Here is a 17,007-nt window from a genome sequence, read left to right as displayed (position 1 = left end):
CAGGCCGCCCTGCCGCTCCCCCGCGACGTCGCGGCACCGCAGTACGGGTCCGGTCCACGGGGGAGTTCACAGGAGTTCGGGTGCTTGAGAGTGTGGGGTCGCTGACCGGCAGCCCTTGGATCTACGCGGTGGTCGCCGCGTCGGTCCTGCTGGACGTCTTCCTTCCGGTCCTGCCGAGCGGGGTGCTCGTCATCGCGGCGGCGACGGCGGCCGCGGCGGGGTCCGGCGCCGCGGCCGGACAGGTGACGAGCTGCGTACCCGACGTCCTCGCGCTGCTGCTGTCGGCGGCGACCGCCTCGGTCCTCGGCGACATGGTCGCGTACCGCCTGGCCCGGCGCGGCGGAGCGCGCCTGGACCGCGCCATCGCCCGCTCCCGCCGCCTGACGGTCGCACAGGAGCGCCTCGGCGCGGCCCTGTCGCGCGGCGGCGGCGCCCTGGTCGTCCTCGCGCGGTTCGCCCCGGCGGGCCGCTCGGTCGTCTCCCTCGTCGCGGGCGCCGCGCACCGCCGCGTCCGCGAGTTCCTGCCCTGGTCGGTCCTGGCGGGCCTGGCCTGGGCGGCGTACAGCGTCGCCCTGGGCTACTTCGGCGGCCAGTGGCTGGGCGCCACGTGGCTGGCGACGGGGGTGTCGGTCCTGGCGCTGTTCGGCGCGGGCGCCGGGGCGGCGTACATGGTGCGGCGCCCGGCCCGGCAGAAGTAGCCGGCGGCACCGGGCCGCGCGGGCAGGTGCGGCGCCGGTCCACGCGGCGCGGACGAGCGGCGTCGCACCGCGGAACCGGGCGACGCCGGTCCACGAGCACCGGCTGACGGCGGGCCGCGGAACGGGCGGACCGGCGGCGGACCGTGGGACGGGCGAGTGGGTACCGGGCCGCGGAACGGGCACGGCGGCGGCCCGGACGGCGGGGCCGGCGACGGGCGGGGGCCGGTTCAGGTACGGGGCGCGCGTCCGCCCCGCACCTCCAGATCACCGAGCAGTCGGGCCGTCGCCGCGGCGACGGCGTCGACGGCCCGGTCGAACGCCTCCCGGTTGTGGGCGGCGGGAGCGCGGAAGCCGGACACCTTGCGGACGTACTGCAGGGCGGCGGCGCGGACGTCCTCCTCGGTGGCCTCGGCGGGCAGCGCGGGCGGGCGAAGTGTCTTGATACTGCGGCACATAGGGCCAGTGTGCCCCTGCCGAGGACGGGCTGACACGAACGTGTGAAGTGCCCGGAGGAACTCGCATCCCAAAATCGAACAGGCGTAGCATTGGGCCGTGGCAGCGACGTATGACTTCCCTAGTGATCTCCTGGCCGGTCAGGAGGAGCTGCATCAGGTCCGAGCGGAGCTCCTGGCCCTTCTGAAGCGGCTTCCCTGGTCGGTCGAGCCGCTGGAGGGCTTCAGCGACGACCACGGCTGGCGCAGGGTGGAGCGCCCCGCCTCCCCCGGCTGGACCGCCGACGAACAGGCCGAGGTGGAGAAGCTCCGCGAGCGCGAACGCGAACTGGCCGTCTTCGTGACCTGCCATCGCTTCTGGTCGGAGGTCGCGGCCGCCGACAAGGTGGACGCCCGTATGACCCTCAAGCACGCCCACGGGACGCCGCCGGCGGAACCGACGGAGGAGAGCGCGTCGTGACCGCGCCCGGGCCCCCGGGCTGCCGACGCTCCGCGCCGCCCGCCTGCTTCCCGCCCGCCCCTTCTCCCGGCCGCCGTCACCGCGGCACGGCGGCGACGAAACGGCGGATACGAGCCGAAAATCGGCCGAGGCCGCAGAACTCGTCGCCTTCGGGGTCCGCCATGACCACCCACGACTGTTCGCCCCGGCCGATGTCGACGCGCTTCGCGCCATGCGGCCCGAGGCGGGCCGCCTCGGCGTCCTGGTCGTCGGGCCCGAGGTCGAGATGCAGCCGGCTCGTGGCCTTCTTGCTCTCGTCGAGCCGGACGAAGTCCGGCCCCGGCAGGCGGTCCGGCTCCGGGCGGATCCCGAACTCCTCGTCGGAGGAACGGACCACGACCCAGCCGAGGGCCTCGACCCACTACTGCCCCAGGGCCACCGGGTCTTCCGCGTGAACGATTACCTGTTTCCTACTCCACACCCATCAGCCGGGTCCGGGCCTGCCGGGGCTTCGCATACAGCTGCTCGAAACGCCGGGGCCAAGGCCGTGCAGCGGCTGACCGCTCGGCCTCGCGAACTGCTCCTGCGGCTCCTTCGGCGGGAGTCGACCGGCCTTGGGCGCGGCGTCCCTGTCCGGCCGCCTCGGAGGCGCGGCCGAGGCCCGGGCCGCCGGCGGACGCCTCGCTCCCGGCCGGGACCGGCACCGGGGCTCGGAGCGGGCCGGCGGGCCGGCCACCGCCGGAGCCGCCGCGTTCGGCGAGCAACCGCTTGCGACGGCCCCTGCGGCGGAAGGCGGTGACGAGGACGGTGGCGGCGCCGATCACACACCGCGGAGCACGGGTGAAGCGGCCTCCGCACGGCCCGTCTGGCACGTAAGCGGCACGGCGGCTCCGGTCCGCCGACAACGAAGAAGGCCCAGATCTTCGGGTGTTCCCCGACGGCCTGGGCCTTCAGTGCGTCCTGGCACTGGTGGGCGCGGACGGTTTCGAACCGCCGACATCCGCCTTGTAAGGGCGGCGCTCTACCGCTGAGCTACGCGCCCGGGACGAGTGGACAGCCTACATGGCCGAGGGCAGTCCCCCGCAAACCGTGACCGGGCCGTGAGCTGCGGGGGTTTTCCCCACCCCCGGTCCGGGAGCGTGCCGGATCCTGCGGCGGGCCCCCGGTCCGTACGGTCGAGGAGCGGCAGGAGGCGTGGGAGGACCCGGGTGACCGGGGAAGCGTCCGGGGTCCTGGCGTCGTCCGTTCCTGGTTCTTGGGGGAGATTTCTGTGACTCGTGCGTTCCTCACCGTTCCCGCGGCCCGTGCGGGGCGTGTCCGTCCGGGCGGCTCCGCCCCTCGGAGCCGGCGGAACCGGCGGGCGCGGGATCTCGCCGTCGTCGGTCTCGTGACCGCCGTCGCCCTCGCCGCCGTCGGGTGCGCCAGTGCCGACGACGACAAGGACCCCGACCGGCGGTCCTTCGCTCTCGAGGGCACGACGCTCACCGTCGACTCCGACGACTCGGCGCTGGACGTCGTCGCCGCCGACGTGCGCGAGGTGCGTGTCACCCGGTGGTTCCGGGGCTCCGTCGTGGCCGGCGGTGAACCGCGCGTGACCTGGGCGATGCGGGACGACCGGCTCGTACTGCGGGTGAGGTGCGACGGCCTCGTCGCCGACTGCTCGGCCCGGCACCGCATCGAGGTGCCGCGCGGCGTGGCCGTGAAGGTGGAGGAGAAGGACGGCCGGGTCACCGCGAGCGGCTTCGAGGAGGCCCTCGGTATCCGTACCGAGGACGGTTCCGTCACCGTCGAGGACTCCACCGGGCCCCTGGACCTGCGCAGCGACGACGGTTCGGTGAGGGCGCTCGGCGTCGGGTCGCGGCAGGTGCGGGCGAGCACCCGGGACGGTTCGGTGCGGCTCGGGCTCCGTGCCGTGCCCGACCGGGTCGAGGCCGGCAGCGACGACGGCTCGGTCACCGTCGAGCTGCCGCGCGAGGACGGGGACGGGGTGCGGGCGGTCTACCGGGTCACGGCCGAGACGGACGACGGGGCCGTCGACGTGTCCGTGCCGCGCGATCCCACCGGCGCCCACGTCGTGTCCGCCCGCAGCCAGGACGGAGAAGTCACCGTGCGGAGCGCGAACTGACCGACCCGTGTGTTCGTCCTCACCTGGTGGGAGAATGACATCGGGCAGGGCTGAAGACAGCACGGGAGAGGGATGTGACGGCGACACCTTCACAGCCGTACACGCCGTTTGAGTCATGCGCACAGCCAGCAGCAGCCACGATCCGCCGTCCCAGGGCGGCAGAGGAGGAGGCCGCGCGGCGGCGTCCCGCCCGTCCCTCCCGGCCCGGTGTCCGGGCCGCCGTCCGTGACCTCGCCGGCCTCGCCCTCCTGCCCCTCCCCCTGCTCGGCCTCGCCGTCCCCGGAGCCTTCGCCGGAGGCGGTACGCGGCGCTGGTTCGGCGGCCGGGCCGAGAGCCAGCGGGCCGAGGCGCAGGCCGCGAAGGACGCCGCCGCGGCCGCGTTCTACGAGCTCGACACCGCCCAGCGCGACCTGCGCATCTCCATAGAGACGATCACCGCCGTCGACGACTCGCCCGCCGCCCGCCGCGCGGTCGCCGGCTTCGAGGCGCTGGGCCGGCGCATCGACGAGGTCAGCCACACGTACATCCAGGCGGTCGACGCGCACGACCTGGACCGCGACGACCTGGAGACCTCCGCCGCCGCACGGGCGCGTACGGACCTGAACAAGGCCAAGGACGAGCTGGAACGGGTCAAGCAGGAGCTGGACCGCTTCACCGACGGGCTCGGGCCGCTGCTGGGCAAGGCCGAGACGCAGCTCGCCCGTCTGGCCCCGGCCGTCGAGCGCGCCCGCCAGGCCCTGCTCGCCGCCACGAACGCCCTCGACGCCACCCGCGCGGCGGGCCTGCGCGCCGACGACCTGGCCGCCCGTCTCGCCGCCCTCGGCCCGGAGCTGACCAAGCTCAACCAGGGCGCCGGGCAGCACGGCGTGCCGGAGACGCTGGAGCGCGCCGAGCGGGTCGCGCGGGATGCCGAGGGGGTGCGGGCGGAGGCCGAGCGGCTGCCCGAGCGGGCCGCCGAGATCGACCGCCGGCTCGTCTCCCTGCGGACCCGCGCCCAGGCCCTGACCACCCGCTCCGATCAGGTCGAGCCGGTGCTGAGCGAGCTGCGGCGGCGGTTCACGGCCGCGTGCTGGCAGGACCTGCAGCACGTGCCGGAGCAGGCCGCCGAGAGCGTACGGCAGGCCGAGCGGAGACTGGCGGAGGCCCGGGCGGCGCGCGAGGAGCAGCGCTGGCCGGACGCGACCGCCCTGCTGTCCACCGTACGGGCGCTGCTGAACACCACCGACGAGGCCGTGTCGGCGGCCGGCGACCGGCTGCGGCGGCTGAACGAGGTGTCCAAGGACCCGCAGCGGGAGATCGAGCGCACGCGCTTCGCGATCCGCGACGCCCAGCGGCTGGCGATGACCGGCCGCACCACCCCCGACCCGCGCCACGCCCGTCCCCTCGACGACTCGGTGGCGCGCCTGGAGCGCGCGGTCGCGGGCCTGGAGGGCCGCCACCCCGACTACTGGCACTTCCTCACCGAGACGGAGGCCGTGCGGCGGACGGTGGCCGACGTGGTCGCCCGCATCCGCGAGGAGCGCGGCGGCGGCACCGGGGCGTGAGCCGCGGGCCCGGCACCGGGGTGCAGGGGCGGGCCCGGCGCCGGAGCGCGAGGCCGCGGGCCCGGCACCGGGCTGGGGGCTGCTGTGGGCCCGTCACGGTCCGCCGGTTCTCCGCGCGCACCCGGGCCGACCGGGCCGCGGCCGTTAACCTGTGCCCATGCCTCGTTACGAGTACCGCTGCCGGACCTGCGGCGACACCTTCGAGAAGAGCCGTCCGATGGCCGAGTCCTCGGCTCCGGCAAGCTGCCCCGCCGGGCACGACGACACCGTGAAACTGCTGTCGACGGTCGCGGTCGCCGGTACCGCGTCCGCCCCCTCCCCCGCGCCCCGGGCCGGCGGCGGTGACGGGGGCTGCTGCGGCGGCGGCTGCTGCGGCTGAGCCGCCTCCCCCGTTCCGTCCGGTCCCCGGGCGGAACGGCGGCCGGGCGCGCCGGGCACGCTCACCGCGCGTGGCTCAGCCCGAGCAGGCCGCCAGGAACTCCCGCAGCACCCGCTCGCCCGCGAGGACGCCGCGCTCGGGCAGCGCGGTGACGTTCGCGGACGTCCAGCCGGCGTCCGCGAGTTCGCCGTGGCCCGGGCGCCAGGCGCGGTCGGCCGCGAGCAGCAGGTCCGCGTCCAGGAGCGAGTCGCCGGCCGCGAGGGTGAGGTCGGCGCCGGTGCGGCGGGCGACCTCGCGCATCGCGGCGCTCTTGGTGAGCGGCCGCGGCACGGCGTAGACCTTGCGGCCCTGGAGCGAGACGGTCCAGCCCCGCTCCTCCGCCCACCCGGCCAGCTCCTTCACCCAGTCCTCGGGCAGCAGCTCGCGGTCGACGACGGCGTACGCGAAGAGGTCCTCGGCGACGCGGTGCTTGAGCGCCCACGCCGGGTCGGACGTGGCGGTCATGTGGTCGCGCACCTCCGCCAGCGAGGCGCACTCCTCGGCCAGCCGACCCGTGACCCGCGCGTGCCAGGCGGGGTCGGAGACGCCGTCGACGAGCAGGTGGCCGCCGTTGGCGCAGATCGCGTACGGCGCCGGGGCGCCCGGGAGCCGGACGCGGTGATACTGCTCGCGGGTGCGGGTGGTGGTCGGGACGAAGACCGCGCGCCCGGTGAGCTCGCGGAGCAGCCCGGCCGCCGTCTCCGTGACGTACGACAGCGGCCTGCTCCGGTACGTCTCCACGCCGAGCAGGCGGGGGGCCTCGGCGTCGGGCATGGTCAGGCCGAGGGCCGCGGCCGAGTAGATGAGCGTGCGGTCGAGGTCGCTGGCGACCAGGACGGTCGCGGGGCGGGCCGCCCCCGAGGGCGCGGGGGCCGCGGCGGCCGCCACGACCGGAGCGGCCGCCGGGACGGCCCCGGAGCCGGGCGCCGCCGCAGCAGCCCCCGCGGTCGCCCCGGAACCGGTCACCGCCGCAGCAGCCCCGGAGCCGGACCCCACCGGGCCGGTCCCGGAACCGGACGTCACCGAAGCAGCCCCCGCAGCGCTCCCGGGACCGGTCACCGCCGCAGCAGTACCCCTGGTCGTCCCGGAACCGGGCGTCGTGTCCGTCATCGGGCCGTCACCGTCCGGCCGTCCGCGCCGGTGGCGCCGCGCGTGTAGCGGGGGTGGATCAGCCCGACGCAGCTGTACGGCAGCTCGGCGACCTCCTCGACGGGCACGCCCCGCTGCTCGGCGAGCAGGCGCACGTGGTCGAGGTCGGCGCCCGCGCCGGCCCGCGCGAGGATCTTCCACGGGACGCGGCGCAGCAGGACGCGGGTCGTCTCGCCGACGCCGGGCTTGACGAGGTTCACGTCGTGGATGCCGTACTCCTCGCTGATCCGCTCGACCGCCGCCCAGCCCTCCCAGGTGGGCGTGCGGTCGGTCGCCAGCACCTTTGCGACCTGGGCGTCGACCGCCTCGTACACCTCCTCGAAGTGCGCGGAGACCGCGTCGAGGAAGGCGCCGGAGACGTCGGAGCCGGCCAGTTCCCGGTAGAACTTCGCGCCGTGGAAGTCGTGCTCCCCCACCAGGTCGGCGCGGAGCACGGTGCGCGAGACGAGCCCGGAGACCGTGGAGTTGAGGCAGGCGGAGGGGATGAGGAAGTCCTCGCGGGTGCCGTACGTGCGTACGCACGAGCCCGGGTCGGCGAGCACGGCGATCTCCGGGTCGAAGCCGGTGACGCCGTCGGACTTCTCGAACTCCCTTATCGCGTCGGCCAGTTCGCGGGTGATGGCGCCCTTGCCGGTCCAGCCGTCGACGAAGACGACGTCGGCGGGGTCGTGGTGGGCGGCCAGCCAGCGCAGCGCGTTGGCGTCGATGCCGCGGCCGCGCACGATGGAGACGGCGTAGTGCGGCAGGTCGAGACCGTGCCGGTGCAGCGCCCAGCGGCGCATCAGCACGCCGACCGGGGTGCCGGCCCGGGCGAGGGAGACCAGGACGGGCCGCCGTCCGGACGTGTCCCCTCCTCCTCCTCCGGAGCCCGTACGGGCTCCGGAGCCGGACCGCTCGGCCAGCACCGTCTCCGTGACGGTGCCGACGGCCCGCGCGATGCGGGCGGCGGAGGCGCGCAGCGCCGCGTGGAACAGCTCCTGGTAGCGCTCGCTCGGCTGGTACTCCACCGGCAGCGACTCGGCGTAGTGCGCGCCGCCGCTCTGGACGGCCTCCTCGCGCTCCTCGGTCGGGGCCTCCAGCCGGACGTGCGACAGGTCCTGCAGCAGCCAGCCGACCTCGTCCGGGGCGTAGGAGGAGAAGGCGGGACCGCGCAGGGGGTCGGGCAGCATGGCGGGCCTTTCGGGGGTCTGCGGGGCGGCGTACGGGACCGCGGTGCACCGCGGCCGGGGGGATGGGAGGGCCGGGAGCGCGGGGCGGGCGTACGGCGGGACGTACGACGGGACCACCGCGAGCAGGACGCTTCCGGTGTGCGCGGCGAGGCGGTCCACCAGGCCGCCGGGGGCGTGCAGGGCGGGGGTGTCGGCCACGGAGTCGACGACGGCGACGACGGCGTCGAAGCCGGCGCCCGCGACGTTGTAGGCGTACCGCTCGCCGGGGCCGTCGTCCGGGTCGTCGTGGGCCGGGAAGACGAGGCGGGTGCGGATGGCGTAGCCGGGGTCGTCGACGGCCAGGACGGGCGACCGGGTGGTGGTCGAGTAGCGCACCTCGGCGCGCGTGCCGGCACGCGCGCCGACGCCGGTCCGCCCCTCCTCCGCCCGTCCCTCCGCTGTCAGCCCCTCGTCCGCCGCCGGTCCCCCGTCCGCCGTCCGCTCCTCGTCCGTCCCCGGCGCGGCCAGCCGCTCCTCCAGGGCCACGGCGAGCCGCAGCGGCGCGTACATCAGCTCCTCGAAGCCGAGGACGAGGACGCGCCGGGCGCCGTCGGGCAGCGCCGCCGCGATCCGGTCCGCGAGGGCGGGCAGGGCGTCCTCCAGCCGGGCCCGGTGCGCGGGCGTGAACCCGTGCCGGCCGCCGTCGGGCAGGTCCTCGGGCCAGTCGAGCGGCACCCGGACGACCGGCGCGGCGGCCGCGGAGGGCACGGCGCCAGCCCCGGCACCGGCGCCGGTCCCGGCACCGGCCGGCGCCGTTCGCGCATCCGACGCCGCACGCCCGTCCGGCGCCGCGTGCCCGTCCGCCGTCCGCGCGCCGTCGGCCTCCGCCTCGTGCCGTGCCACCAGCGCCTGCCCCTTGGCCAGCACGTCCTCGGGCAGCCGGACCGTGCCGCCGGCGGCGGCCACCAGGTCCACGCGGGCGCCGATCCCGCGGGCGAACTCCTCCAGGCGCCCGGCGTCCGCCGCCGAGCGCATGTCGACCAGGGCCACGACCACGTAGCGGCGGCGGGGGTGGCGGGCGTGCAGGTCGCGGATGGTGTTGAGGACCGTGTTGCCGGTGGAGAACTCGTCGTCGACCAGGACCAGGGCCCCGTCCCCGGCGAGCAGCGCCGGGTCCTCGGGCAGCAGCAGGTGCGAGGTCGCGTGCGAATGGGACTCCTCGAAGCCGCCGGCCCGGGCGACGCCGGGGACCGGGCGCCGGGTCGAGTGCAGGTACGGCGCCAGGGCCAGCCCGTCGGCAACCGCGTGGCCGAGCCCGGTGGCGGTCTCGGCGTAGCCGAGCACGACGGCGCGCCGGGCCTCCTCGTCGCCGAGCAGCGCGCGGACGCGCCTGCCCAGGTCGACGCCGTGCCCGTACACCACGGCCGGGGACTGCGGCACGTGCTTGCCCAGCACGTTCGACACGAGCAGGTGGGCGCGCTTGGGGTTGCGCCGCAGCGCGAGTCCCAGCAGGTCGCGCAGCCGGTCGTCGCCGTCGAGGGCGACGCCCAGCCGCTCGGCGACCCAGGTGCCGGACCACACCTCGGAGTTCACAGACGTGTTCATGCCTTCCTTGCGTTCGGCGCCCGGCGCCCGCGGCGCCCGTGCGGCGCTCGCGTTCCGCGCCCGGCCCTCGTGGTCGGGGCCCGCGGCCCCCGGTCCTTGCCCGCCGGGATTCGTCCCGGGTCCTTGCCGGCCGGGGATCGTCCCAGGTCCTCGGTCCCCGGTTCTCCGCGCCCGGCTCCCGGCTCCCGGGTTCCGGCTCCCGGGCTCCGGTGTGCACGCGCTCAGCCCGGCAGCCCCGCCGCGAGCAGGTCCACGAAGCCGACCTCCTCGCGCGCGACGCCGAAGACCTCGGCGCGCAGGAGGGTGCGCTCGGCCCAGGCCCGGTGCGGCTTCACCTCGTTCATCTTGTTCGTGTACGCGGAGCGCAGCACGCCGCCGCCGTCGCGCTCGGGCCGCAGGATGTCCTGCGCGTCGCTGAACTCCTCCTGGCTCACCACGGACAGCGCGTGCACGGGCGCCACGTGGGAGGGGTGGATGCAGGTCTTGCCGAGCAGGCCGTTGGCGCGGTCGAGGGAGATCTCGCGCAGCAGGCCGTCCATGTCGTGCTCGATGAGGGCGGTGCGCAGCTCCTCGGCCTCGCCGGTGAAGGGGCTGCGGCGCAGCTGCGGCTTGAACATCCGCTCCTGGAGCCGGAAGTACTCCCACACGGGCCCGGTCACGGTGAAGCCGGTGCCGTCCGCCCGCCCCAGCACGTTGACCACGTCGGCGATCACGGAGGCGACGATCTGGACGTCGTAGGCGGTCATGTCGGGCGCCCGGCGCAGTCCGTAGGCGGAGCAGAAGTCGGTGACGCCGAGGCGGAGGGCGAGCACGCGGTCGCGGTACTTGTCGACGGCGCGGTAGATGCCCGCGAGGGCGTCCCGGCGGGTCTCCAGGTGCAGCAGGTCGGGGGATTCCAGGACGGGCATCGCGAACAGCCGCCGGCCGCCCGCGGCCTCGGCCGCGGCGAGCGCCTCCAGGAACGGCACGCCCCGTTCCTCGGTGAACTTCGGCAGTACGAATCCGGACAGCAGCCGCACCGTGGGGCCGAAGCGGCGCACCAGGTCGGGTATCTGCTCGGGGGCGCGCACCCGGACGAACAGCAGCGGCAGCTCCGAGCCGGGGCGCTGCGCGAGGCGCTCGAACTGCCGGACCAGGTTCTCCTCGGCGGCGGGCACGTCCGCGTCGTCGATGGAGTCCTCCAGGCACAGGACCATGGAGACGACTCCGCGGCCGGCCTGCTTCACGATGTCGTCGGCCAGCCGCGGCCGGGTCGCCGGGCTGTAGAGCGTGGCCCCGAGGGCCGCGGAGAGCACGCGGGCCGGGGAGTCCGCGGTGAAGACGCACGGTTCCCGGTGGAAGAGGCGCTGCCGCACCTCAGGGGCGATGTGCCCGAAATGACGCATAAGACTCCCCTGTGGCGACTGGACGGCCCGACGGCATGTGGCCGGTAATAGTACGTAGGGATCCGTGTCGCGGGTTCCCGCGGGGCATGAATTTCAGGTAACCCGGCCGTGCGGGACGTCCCTGGTCCCGGTGGGGCGCGCGGTCGCCCCCACGTTGTCGTGACCAGGACCGAGGGGGCAGGATGACCGCATGACGCACGCGATGCTGAAGGGGTCGAACGTCCCGCTGGACGCCACGGCGGTGCGCGCCGTGCTGCGCTGGTCGCCGGGGCAGGACGTGCCCGATGTCGATGCCTCGGCCCTGCTCCTCGGCCCCGACGGCCGTGTGCGCTCCGACGAGGACTTCGTCTTCTACAACCAGCCCCGGCACCCCTCGGGCACGGTCTGGCGGCTCGGCAAGAAACGCGTCACCGAGGGCCTGACGGACACCATTCAGGCGGATCTGGCGGGCGCGGACAACGGGGTCGCCCGGATTCTGCTTGTCGCTTCGGCCGACGGCGTCGCCTTCGACCGGGTGCGCGGGCTGCGGATCGCCCTGTACGACGCCGCGGCCCCCGAGGACGAGCCGCTGGCGTTCTTCGACGTCAAGCCGGAGACCGGCGCGGAGACGGCGCTGATCTGCGGCGAGCTGTACCGGCGCGGCGAGAGCTGGAAGTTCCGGGCGCTGGGCGAGGGCTACTCCAACGGCCTGGAGGGCCTGGCGGGCGACTTCGGGATCACGGTCGACGAGTCGGAGGAGCCCGGCTCCGAGGCCCCGACCACGGTGACCCCCGTACCGCCCGAGGCCTCGGCGCCGCTGCCGCCCGAGCAGCCCCCGTCGGTGCCGTCGCAGCCGGTGCCGTCGCAGCCCGACGGCCCGGCGTACGGCTATCCGCCCGAGCCGCCGCACCGGCCCGCGTACGGCTACCCCCAGCCGTCGTCGCAGCCCGCCTACGGCTATCCGCAGCCGCAGGGGGCGACGGCACCCGTGCAGCCGGCGGCGGCCGCGGGGCAGCCCGCGTACGGCTATCCGCAGCCGGTGGGCGCGCTGCCGGACCCGGACTTCAGACTTCCGCCGCAGGGTCCGCAGTTCATAGGCCGCTGAGTCCGCTCACGCACGGGCGGGACGGGCCGGGGCCGGCGCGTCCCGCCCGGCGGCGGTGCGCTCAGCGCTCCACCTTGGACTTGTAGCCGCGGCCCCACTGCAGTCCCCAGCCGTAGAGCCGGTCGAGCTCGGCCTGGAAGCCGTACACGAAGCGCGCCTCGCGCCGCACGATCAGCTCGCCCTTGTTGTTCTCGATCAGCACGACCGCGCAGGAGCGGGCCTGGGGGTGGCGCTCGTCGAGGCCGATCTCGATGCGCGGGCCGTTGCTGGGGTACAGCGTCACGATGGCGTGCGTACGGTCGAAGGCCGGTGTCTGGTCGTAGATGTAGACGAAGACGAGCAGCCGTTTGATGGCGTCGCGGTGGTCGAGGTTGACGTAGACCGTCTCGCCGGTTCCCGAGCCGAACCGGTCGTCGCCGCTGAGCTTGACGTACGGCGGGCCGTTGAGCTCGCCGAAGAAGCCGCCGAGCGGCTGGACCACGCCCTTGGCGCCGTCCTGCAGCTCGTACAGGACGCCGAGGTCCAGGTCGACGTTGACCATGCTCTGGGTGTGCGCCTGCACCACGTCGGGCTTGAGGGCCTGCAGGGGGTGGCGCAGCAGACTGGGACGGGGCGGTCCGCCGAAGTCGGAGGTGCGCATGCGCCAGGACAGGTTGATGCGCAGGTGGCCGGTCGCCGCGCCCTGCTTGGTCAGCGACACCGTCCGGTTGCGCTTGGTCAGCTCGATGGAGTTGGTCGCCGCGCTGCCCGCCTCGTACTGCGCCGAGCGCCCGCGGAACAGACCGTCCCAGAAGCCCATACTCCGCCCCCACACCCCTTGCTCCGTCCGTCCGTGCGTCGGGGCGGCCGCGAGGAAGTCCTCGTGGCCGCCCCGATCAGAGCGTTCCTCGCCGGAGCCCGATTCATACCACCGGAGGCGGTGGCCGGTGAACCGGGTCCCTCGCGCGGGGGCGCGGACTTCAGACGCCCGAGGAGACCTCCGCCTTGCCGGAGCCCTCGGTGCTGCCCTCGGCCTCCGCCAGCCGCTTGTTGCGGCGGACCGAGGACCAGAAGGAGGCGGCGATCAGGACGACGCCGACGAGGCCGGTGATGACCTCGTTGATCTCGTACTGGATGGTGACCAGCAGGATCACGGCGAGGGCGCCGATGGCGTAGTGGGCGCCGTGCTCCAGGTAGACGTAGTCGTCCAGGGTGCCCTGGCGGACCAGGTAGACGGTCAGGGAGCGGACGTACATGGCGCCGATGCCCAGGCCGAGCGCCATCAGGACGATGTCGTTGGTGATGGCGAAGGCGCCGATCACACCGTCGAAGGAGAAGGACGCGTCCAGGACCTCCAGGTAGAGGAACATGAAGAACGCGGCCTTGCCCGCCAGCAGCACCGCGGACTGCTGCTTGCCGCTGCGCTTGGCCTGCTCCTCGGCCTCGTGCTCGCGCTCCTCCTCTTCCTCCAGCTTGTCCTCGAAGTAACTGGACAGGCCACCGACCGCGAGATAGGTGATCAGTCCGGCGATGCCGGCCAGCAGGACCGTTTCCGCCTTGTCGACGTGCGTGCCGCCGTGCTGGTGGGCGTGGGCGGCGAAGGTCATGGAGGAGATCAGCAGGACGATCAGGGCGATGCAGACCGACAGCATGTCGACCTTGCCGAGCTTGGCCAGCGGCCGCTCCAGCCAGGCCAGCCACTTGATGTCGCGGTCCTCGAAGATGAAGTCGAGGAAGATCATCAGCAGGAACATGCCGCCGAACGCCGCGATCGCCGGGTGGGCGTCGGTCACGTACTGCTGGTACTGGTCCTTGTCGGTCAGCGCGAGGTCGACCGCGTCGATCGGGTTGAGCTGGGCGCTGATGGCGACGATGACGACGGGGAAGACCAGTCGCATGCCGAAGACGGCGATCAGCACGCCGACCGTGAGGAAGATCTTCTGCCAGAAGGCGTTCATCTTCTTCAGGATTCCGGCGTTGACCACCGCGTTGTCGAAGGACAGCGAGATCTCGAGGATGGACAGGATCGCCACGACGCCGAAGCCGGTCCACCCCCCGTAGAACACCGCCGCGACGAGGCCGATCGCCGTGACGGCGAACGACCAGCCGAAGGTTTTCAGAAGCACTGGCTACCCAATCGTGTGTTGGGGGCCCCTTCCGGACGTCGTCCGGGAGGGGGTTCCCCCGCGCCGTAAGCGGCTTTACCCAACATTGACCAGAAGTCTAGAGCGCCCGCCGCCCGGAGCACGGGGGCGGGCCCGTGCGCCGGGAGAGGACGGGCGCGGAAGGGGATCCGCCGGCGCCTCCTCCGGCCGGCGTCAGGAGACGTTCACACCGAAGTCGAGTGCGATGCCCCGCAGACCTGATGCGTACCCCTGGCCGACCGCCCTGAACTTCCATTCACCCCCGTACCGGTAGAGCTCGCCGAAGATCATGGCCGTCTCCGTGGAGGCGTCCTCGGAGAGGTCGTAGCGGGCGAGCTCCTGGCCGTCGGCCTGGTTGACCACGCGGATGAAGGCGTTGCTGACCTGGCCGAAGGTCTGCCCGCGGTTGTCCGCGTCGTGGATGGAGACCGGAAAAATGATCTTGTCGCACCGCTCCGGCACCTTGGAGAGGTCGACGAGGAGCGACTCGTCGTCGCCGTCGCCCTCACCGGTGAGGTTGTCACCGGTGTGCTCCACCGAGCCGTCCGGGCTCTTGAGCTGGTTGTAGAAGACGAACCACTCGTCGCCCAGCACCCGGCCGCCGGCGCACAGCAGGGCGCTGGCGTCGAGGTCGAAGGGGGCTCCGGTGGTGGAGCGCGCGTCCCAGCCGAGCCCGACCATCACCTGGGTGAGGTTCGGCGCGGCCTTGGAGAGGGAGACGTTGCCTCCCTTGGCGAGCGTGACGCCCATGTTCCTGGTCCTCCCCGTTCAGACATGCGGTTGGACGGCGCGTCCGGCGCCGGCGGTCCAGCGCGTCCGGCGCCGCACTCGTGTCGTGTGCGGCGCCGGACGGGAAGCGTGGTGCTCTCGGGCTCAGACGTTCACACCGAAGTCCTGCGCGATGCCGCGCAGACCCGAGGCGTAGCCCTGGCCGATGGCGCGGAACTTCCACTCCGCGCCGTGGCGGTACAGCTCGCCGAAGACCATGGCGGTCTCCGTGGAGGCGTCCTCGGAGAGGTCGTACCGCGCGATCTCCTGGCCGCCGGCCTGGTTCACGACGCGGATGAACGCGTTGCGCACCTGGCCGAAGGACTGCTGGCGGGTCTCGGCGTCGTAGATCGAGACCGGGAACACGATCTTCTCCACGTCGGCCGGGACCGCCGCGAGGTTGACCTTGATCTGCTCGTCGTCGCCCTCGCCCTCACCGGTGAGGTTGTCACCGGTGTGCTCGACCGAGCCGTCGGGGCTCTTGAGGTTGTTGAAGAACACGAAGTTCTGGTCGTTGGCGACCTTGCCCTCCGCGTTCGTCAGCAGGGCGCTGGCGTCGAGGTCGAAGTCGGTGCCGGTGGTGGTGCGCACGTCCCACCCCAGGCCGACGATGACCGCGGTGAGGCCCGGGGCCTCCTTGGTCAGCGATACGTTGCCGCCCTTGCTGAGGCTGACTCCCACGAGTCCTCCCTTTGGTGTTCAGGGGCGGGGAGCCCCGTCGTGCGTTGGTGTCGGATCAACGACTCGATCCTAGTGACGGGTTCCCCGCCTCCGCAGTCCCCGCACACGGGAATCAGAGGGTGTCGAGCGCCTTGACGTAGTCGTTGAGGTCGCGCGCGTCGGGCAGGCCGTTGACGACGGTCCAGCGGACGACGCCCTCCTTGTCGATGATGAAGGTGCCGCGCACCGCGCAGCCCTTGTCCTCGTCGAACACGCCGTAGGCGCGGGAGGCGGCGCCGTGCGGCCAGAAGTCGGAGAGCAGCGGGTACTCCAGGCCCTCCTGCTCGGCGAAGACGCGCAGGGTGTGGATGGAGTCGTTGGAGACGGCCAGCAGCTGGACGTCGTCGTTGACGAACTTCGGCAGCTCGTCGCGCAGGGCGCACAGCTCACCGGTGCACACGCCGGTGAAGGCGAACGGGTAGAAGAGCAGCACCACGTTCTTCTCGCCGCGGAAGTCCGAGAGCCGCACGGTGGCGCCGTGGTTGTCCTTGAGTTCGAAGTCCGGAGCCTGCGTGCCGACCTCGATCGCCATGGTCCTGCTTCCCTTCCTGGGGCTGTTCGGGTGATCTCCACCCTACGCAGCGACCGCGGGGCCGCTGCGCGGCAGCCCCCGCCGGCCTGGGCCGGGCGGGGGCTGCTGGGGTGGGCGTCGGCCTGCGGGGCCGTGTCGCGCGCCGCCGGGGCCCGCGGCGCGGGCCGTGCGGGGCCGTGGGGCTCAGCGCTTGGACTTGGCCGCCTTCGGTGTGGCGAGCCGGCTGCCGCTCCAGTCCTTGCCCACGCTGACGGACTTGGTCTGGGACAGGCCGGCGGTGGACACGGCCTCGGCGATGTCGCTGGCCTCCACGTAGCCGTCCCGGCCGGTCTTCGGCGTCAGCAGCAGGATGGTGCCACCCTCTTCGATGTACGTGGTGGCATCCACCAGCGCATCCGTCAGGTCGCCGTCGTCGTCGCGGAACCACAGCACCACGGCATCGGCGACGTCGTCGTAGTCCTCGTCCACGAGGTCGCTGCCGATGACTTCCTCGATGGACTCGCGGAGCTCCTGGTCGACGTCGTCGTCGAAGCCGATCTCCTGGACCACCTGCTCGGGCTGGAATCCCAGCCTCGCGGCCAGGCTCGTCCGCTCCTCCGCGTGGTCCGCGGTCGCGCTCACGGGTTGCCTCCTGATCATGTTTCGGTATGAGGTCTCCCCCGGCTCGTCGGGAGCTGGGGGACGTCTTCAGCCACGCGCGTGCGCGAAGCATTGGCCGTAGTCCACACGGGCGCGACGGATCGCGCAAGTACCCGGCCGCCGAGACCGCCGAAACGGTGACGTTCCCGGCCGTGTCGCCGCAACTCCTGCCACGGAA

Annotated in this window: 16 protein-coding genes, 1 tRNA gene and 1 pseudogene; 6 read left to right on the top strand and 12 right to left on the bottom strand. The window is 73.8% G+C overall.

The window, feature by feature from the left end; all coding sequences use genetic code 11:
* The first annotated feature begins 80 nt into the window (after nucleotides 1-80).
* On the top strand, nucleotides 81-698 hold the full coding sequence (locus IE271_RS01265; protein WP_190188200.1) for a DedA family protein: 618 nt from the start codon (nucleotides 81-83) through the stop codon (nucleotides 696-698).
* A gap of 227 nt (nucleotides 699-925) precedes the next feature.
* On the opposite strand, the gene IE271_RS01260 is transcribed toward IE271_RS01265, so the two are convergent.
* Nucleotides 926-1,153 (bottom strand): DUF2277 family protein, encoded by a 228-nt coding sequence (locus IE271_RS01260; protein ID WP_190188199.1) that lies wholly within the window; start codon nucleotides 1,151-1,153, stop codon nucleotides 926-928.
* Between the two features lie 97 nt (nucleotides 1,154-1,250).
* Between IE271_RS01260 and IE271_RS01255 the strand changes: the two genes are divergently transcribed.
* Nucleotides 1,251-1,610, top strand: a complete 360-nt coding sequence (locus IE271_RS01255; RefSeq protein ID WP_190188198.1) for a DUF8825 domain-containing protein — start codon at nucleotides 1,251-1,253, stop codon at nucleotides 1,608-1,610.
* Nucleotides 1,611-1,686: 76 nt separating this feature from the next.
* Here IE271_RS01255 and IE271_RS01250 read toward each other — a convergent pair.
* Both IE271_RS01250 and IE271_RS01245 read right to left on the bottom strand, forming a co-directional pair.
* A pseudogene (locus IE271_RS01250) lies at nucleotides 1,687-2,070 on the bottom strand (VOC family protein).
* 486 nt (nucleotides 2,071-2,556) lie between these two features.
* Nucleotides 2,557-2,631 (bottom strand) — tRNA-Val (locus tag IE271_RS01245).
* Nucleotides 2,632-2,976: 345 nt separating this feature from the next.
* Here IE271_RS01245 and IE271_RS01240 point away from each other — a divergent pair.
* From IE271_RS01240 to IE271_RS01230, 3 genes are all read left to right on the top strand, one after another.
* Nucleotides 2,977-3,714 (top strand): DUF4097 family beta strand repeat-containing protein, encoded by a 738-nt coding sequence (locus IE271_RS01240; protein ID WP_190188197.1) that lies wholly within the window; start codon nucleotides 2,977-2,979, stop codon nucleotides 3,712-3,714.
* Between the two features lie 74 nt (nucleotides 3,715-3,788).
* Complete coding sequence (locus IE271_RS01235) at nucleotides 3,789-5,258, top strand: hypothetical protein (RefSeq protein WP_190188196.1); 1,470 nt, start codon at nucleotides 3,789-3,791, stop codon at nucleotides 5,256-5,258.
* Nucleotides 5,259-5,415: 157 nt separating this feature from the next.
* A complete protein-coding gene (locus IE271_RS01230; RefSeq protein WP_190188195.1) occupies nucleotides 5,416-5,637 on the top strand; it encodes an FmdB family zinc ribbon protein in 222 nt (73 codons plus the stop codon).
* Nucleotides 5,638-5,712: 75 nt separating this feature from the next.
* Here IE271_RS01230 and IE271_RS01225 read toward each other — a convergent pair whose 3' ends face one another.
* The 3 genes from IE271_RS01225 to IE271_RS01215 form a co-directional block, all read right to left on the bottom strand.
* Nucleotides 5,713-6,564, bottom strand: a complete 852-nt coding sequence (locus IE271_RS01225) for an HAD family hydrolase (protein WP_190188553.1) — start codon at nucleotides 6,562-6,564, stop codon at nucleotides 5,713-5,715.
* A gap of 218 nt (nucleotides 6,565-6,782) precedes the next feature.
* Nucleotides 6,783-9,578, bottom strand: a complete 2,796-nt coding sequence (locus IE271_RS01220; RefSeq protein ID WP_190188194.1) for a phosphoribosyltransferase — start codon at nucleotides 9,576-9,578, stop codon at nucleotides 6,783-6,785.
* A 221-nt stretch (nucleotides 9,579-9,799) separates the two neighbouring features.
* Nucleotides 9,800-10,963: an HpcH/HpaI aldolase/citrate lyase family protein gene (locus IE271_RS01215; RefSeq protein WP_190188193.1), complete on the bottom strand. Its 1,164-nt coding sequence runs from the start codon at nucleotides 10,961-10,963 to the stop codon at nucleotides 9,800-9,802.
* A gap of 190 nt (nucleotides 10,964-11,153) precedes the next feature.
* On the opposite strand from IE271_RS01215, the gene IE271_RS01210 reads away from it, so the two are divergent.
* Entirely contained in the window at nucleotides 11,154-12,047 is an 894-nt protein-coding gene (locus IE271_RS01210; RefSeq protein WP_190188192.1) for a TerD family protein, read from the top strand.
* Nucleotides 12,048-12,108: 61 nt separating this feature from the next.
* On the opposite strand, the gene IE271_RS01205 is transcribed toward IE271_RS01210, so the two are convergent.
* The 6 genes from IE271_RS01205 to IE271_RS01180 form a co-directional block, all read right to left on the bottom strand.
* Nucleotides 12,109-12,846, bottom strand: a complete 738-nt coding sequence (locus IE271_RS01205; RefSeq protein WP_190188191.1) for a TerD family protein — start codon at nucleotides 12,844-12,846, stop codon at nucleotides 12,109-12,111.
* 160 nt (nucleotides 12,847-13,006) lie between these two features.
* Complete coding sequence (locus IE271_RS01200; RefSeq protein WP_190188190.1) at nucleotides 13,007-14,152, bottom strand: DUF475 domain-containing protein; 1,146 nt, start codon at nucleotides 14,150-14,152, stop codon at nucleotides 13,007-13,009.
* 192 nt (nucleotides 14,153-14,344) lie between these two features.
* Entirely contained in the window at nucleotides 14,345-14,920 is a 576-nt protein-coding gene (locus tag IE271_RS01195) for a TerD family protein (protein WP_190188189.1), read from the bottom strand.
* Nucleotides 14,921-15,043: 123 nt separating this feature from the next.
* On the bottom strand, nucleotides 15,044-15,619 hold the full coding sequence (locus IE271_RS01190) for a TerD family protein (protein WP_190188188.1): 576 nt from the start codon (nucleotides 15,617-15,619) through the stop codon (nucleotides 15,044-15,046).
* Between the two features lie 112 nt (nucleotides 15,620-15,731).
* Nucleotides 15,732-16,190 carry a peroxiredoxin gene (locus tag IE271_RS01185; RefSeq protein WP_190188187.1) on the bottom strand — a complete coding sequence of 153 codons (459 nt, stop codon included), beginning with the start codon at nucleotides 16,188-16,190 and terminating at the stop codon, nucleotides 15,732-15,734.
* 183 nt (nucleotides 16,191-16,373) lie between these two features.
* Entirely contained in the window at nucleotides 16,374-16,811 is a 438-nt protein-coding gene (locus IE271_RS01180) for a DUF3052 domain-containing protein (RefSeq protein WP_190188186.1), read from the bottom strand.
* Between the last annotated feature and the right edge of the window lie 196 nt (nucleotides 16,812-17,007).

The sequence above is a fragment of the Streptomyces minutiscleroticus genome (genome assembly GCF_014650875.1).
GTDB classification, from domain to species: Bacteria; Actinomycetota; Actinomycetes; order Streptomycetales; family Streptomycetaceae; genus Streptomyces; species Streptomyces minutiscleroticus.
The sequence above is the reverse complement of the archived record's forward strand: the minus strand, read 5'-3'. Positions and strand labels throughout refer to the sequence as shown.

Coding starts and splice junctions, on each gene's coding strand:
- IE271_RS01260 (WP_190188199.1), bottom strand. CDS start 1,153: ATGTGCCGCAGTATCAAGACACTTCGCCCGCCCGCGCTGCCCGCCGAG.
- IE271_RS01230 (WP_190188195.1), top strand. CDS start 5,416: ATGCCTCGTTACGAGTACCGCTGCCGGACCTGCGGCGACACCTTCGAG.
- IE271_RS01220 (WP_190188194.1), bottom strand. CDS start 9,578: ATGAACACGTCTGTGAACTCCGAGGTGTGGTCCGGCACCTGGGTCGCC.
- IE271_RS01215 (WP_190188193.1), bottom strand. CDS start 10,963: ATGCGTCATTTCGGGCACATCGCCCCTGAGGTGCGGCAGCGCCTCTTC.
- IE271_RS01210 (WP_190188192.1), top strand. CDS start 11,154: ATGACGCACGCGATGCTGAAGGGGTCGAACGTCCCGCTGGACGCCACG.
- IE271_RS01205 (WP_190188191.1), bottom strand. CDS start 12,846: ATGGGCTTCTGGGACGGTCTGTTCCGCGGGCGCTCGGCGCAGTACGAG.
- IE271_RS01195 (WP_190188189.1), bottom strand. CDS start 14,920: ATGGGCGTCACGCTCGCCAAGGGAGGCAACGTCTCCCTCTCCAAGGCC.
- IE271_RS01185 (WP_190188187.1), bottom strand. CDS start 16,190: ATGGCGATCGAGGTCGGCACGCAGGCTCCGGACTTCGAACTCAAGGAC.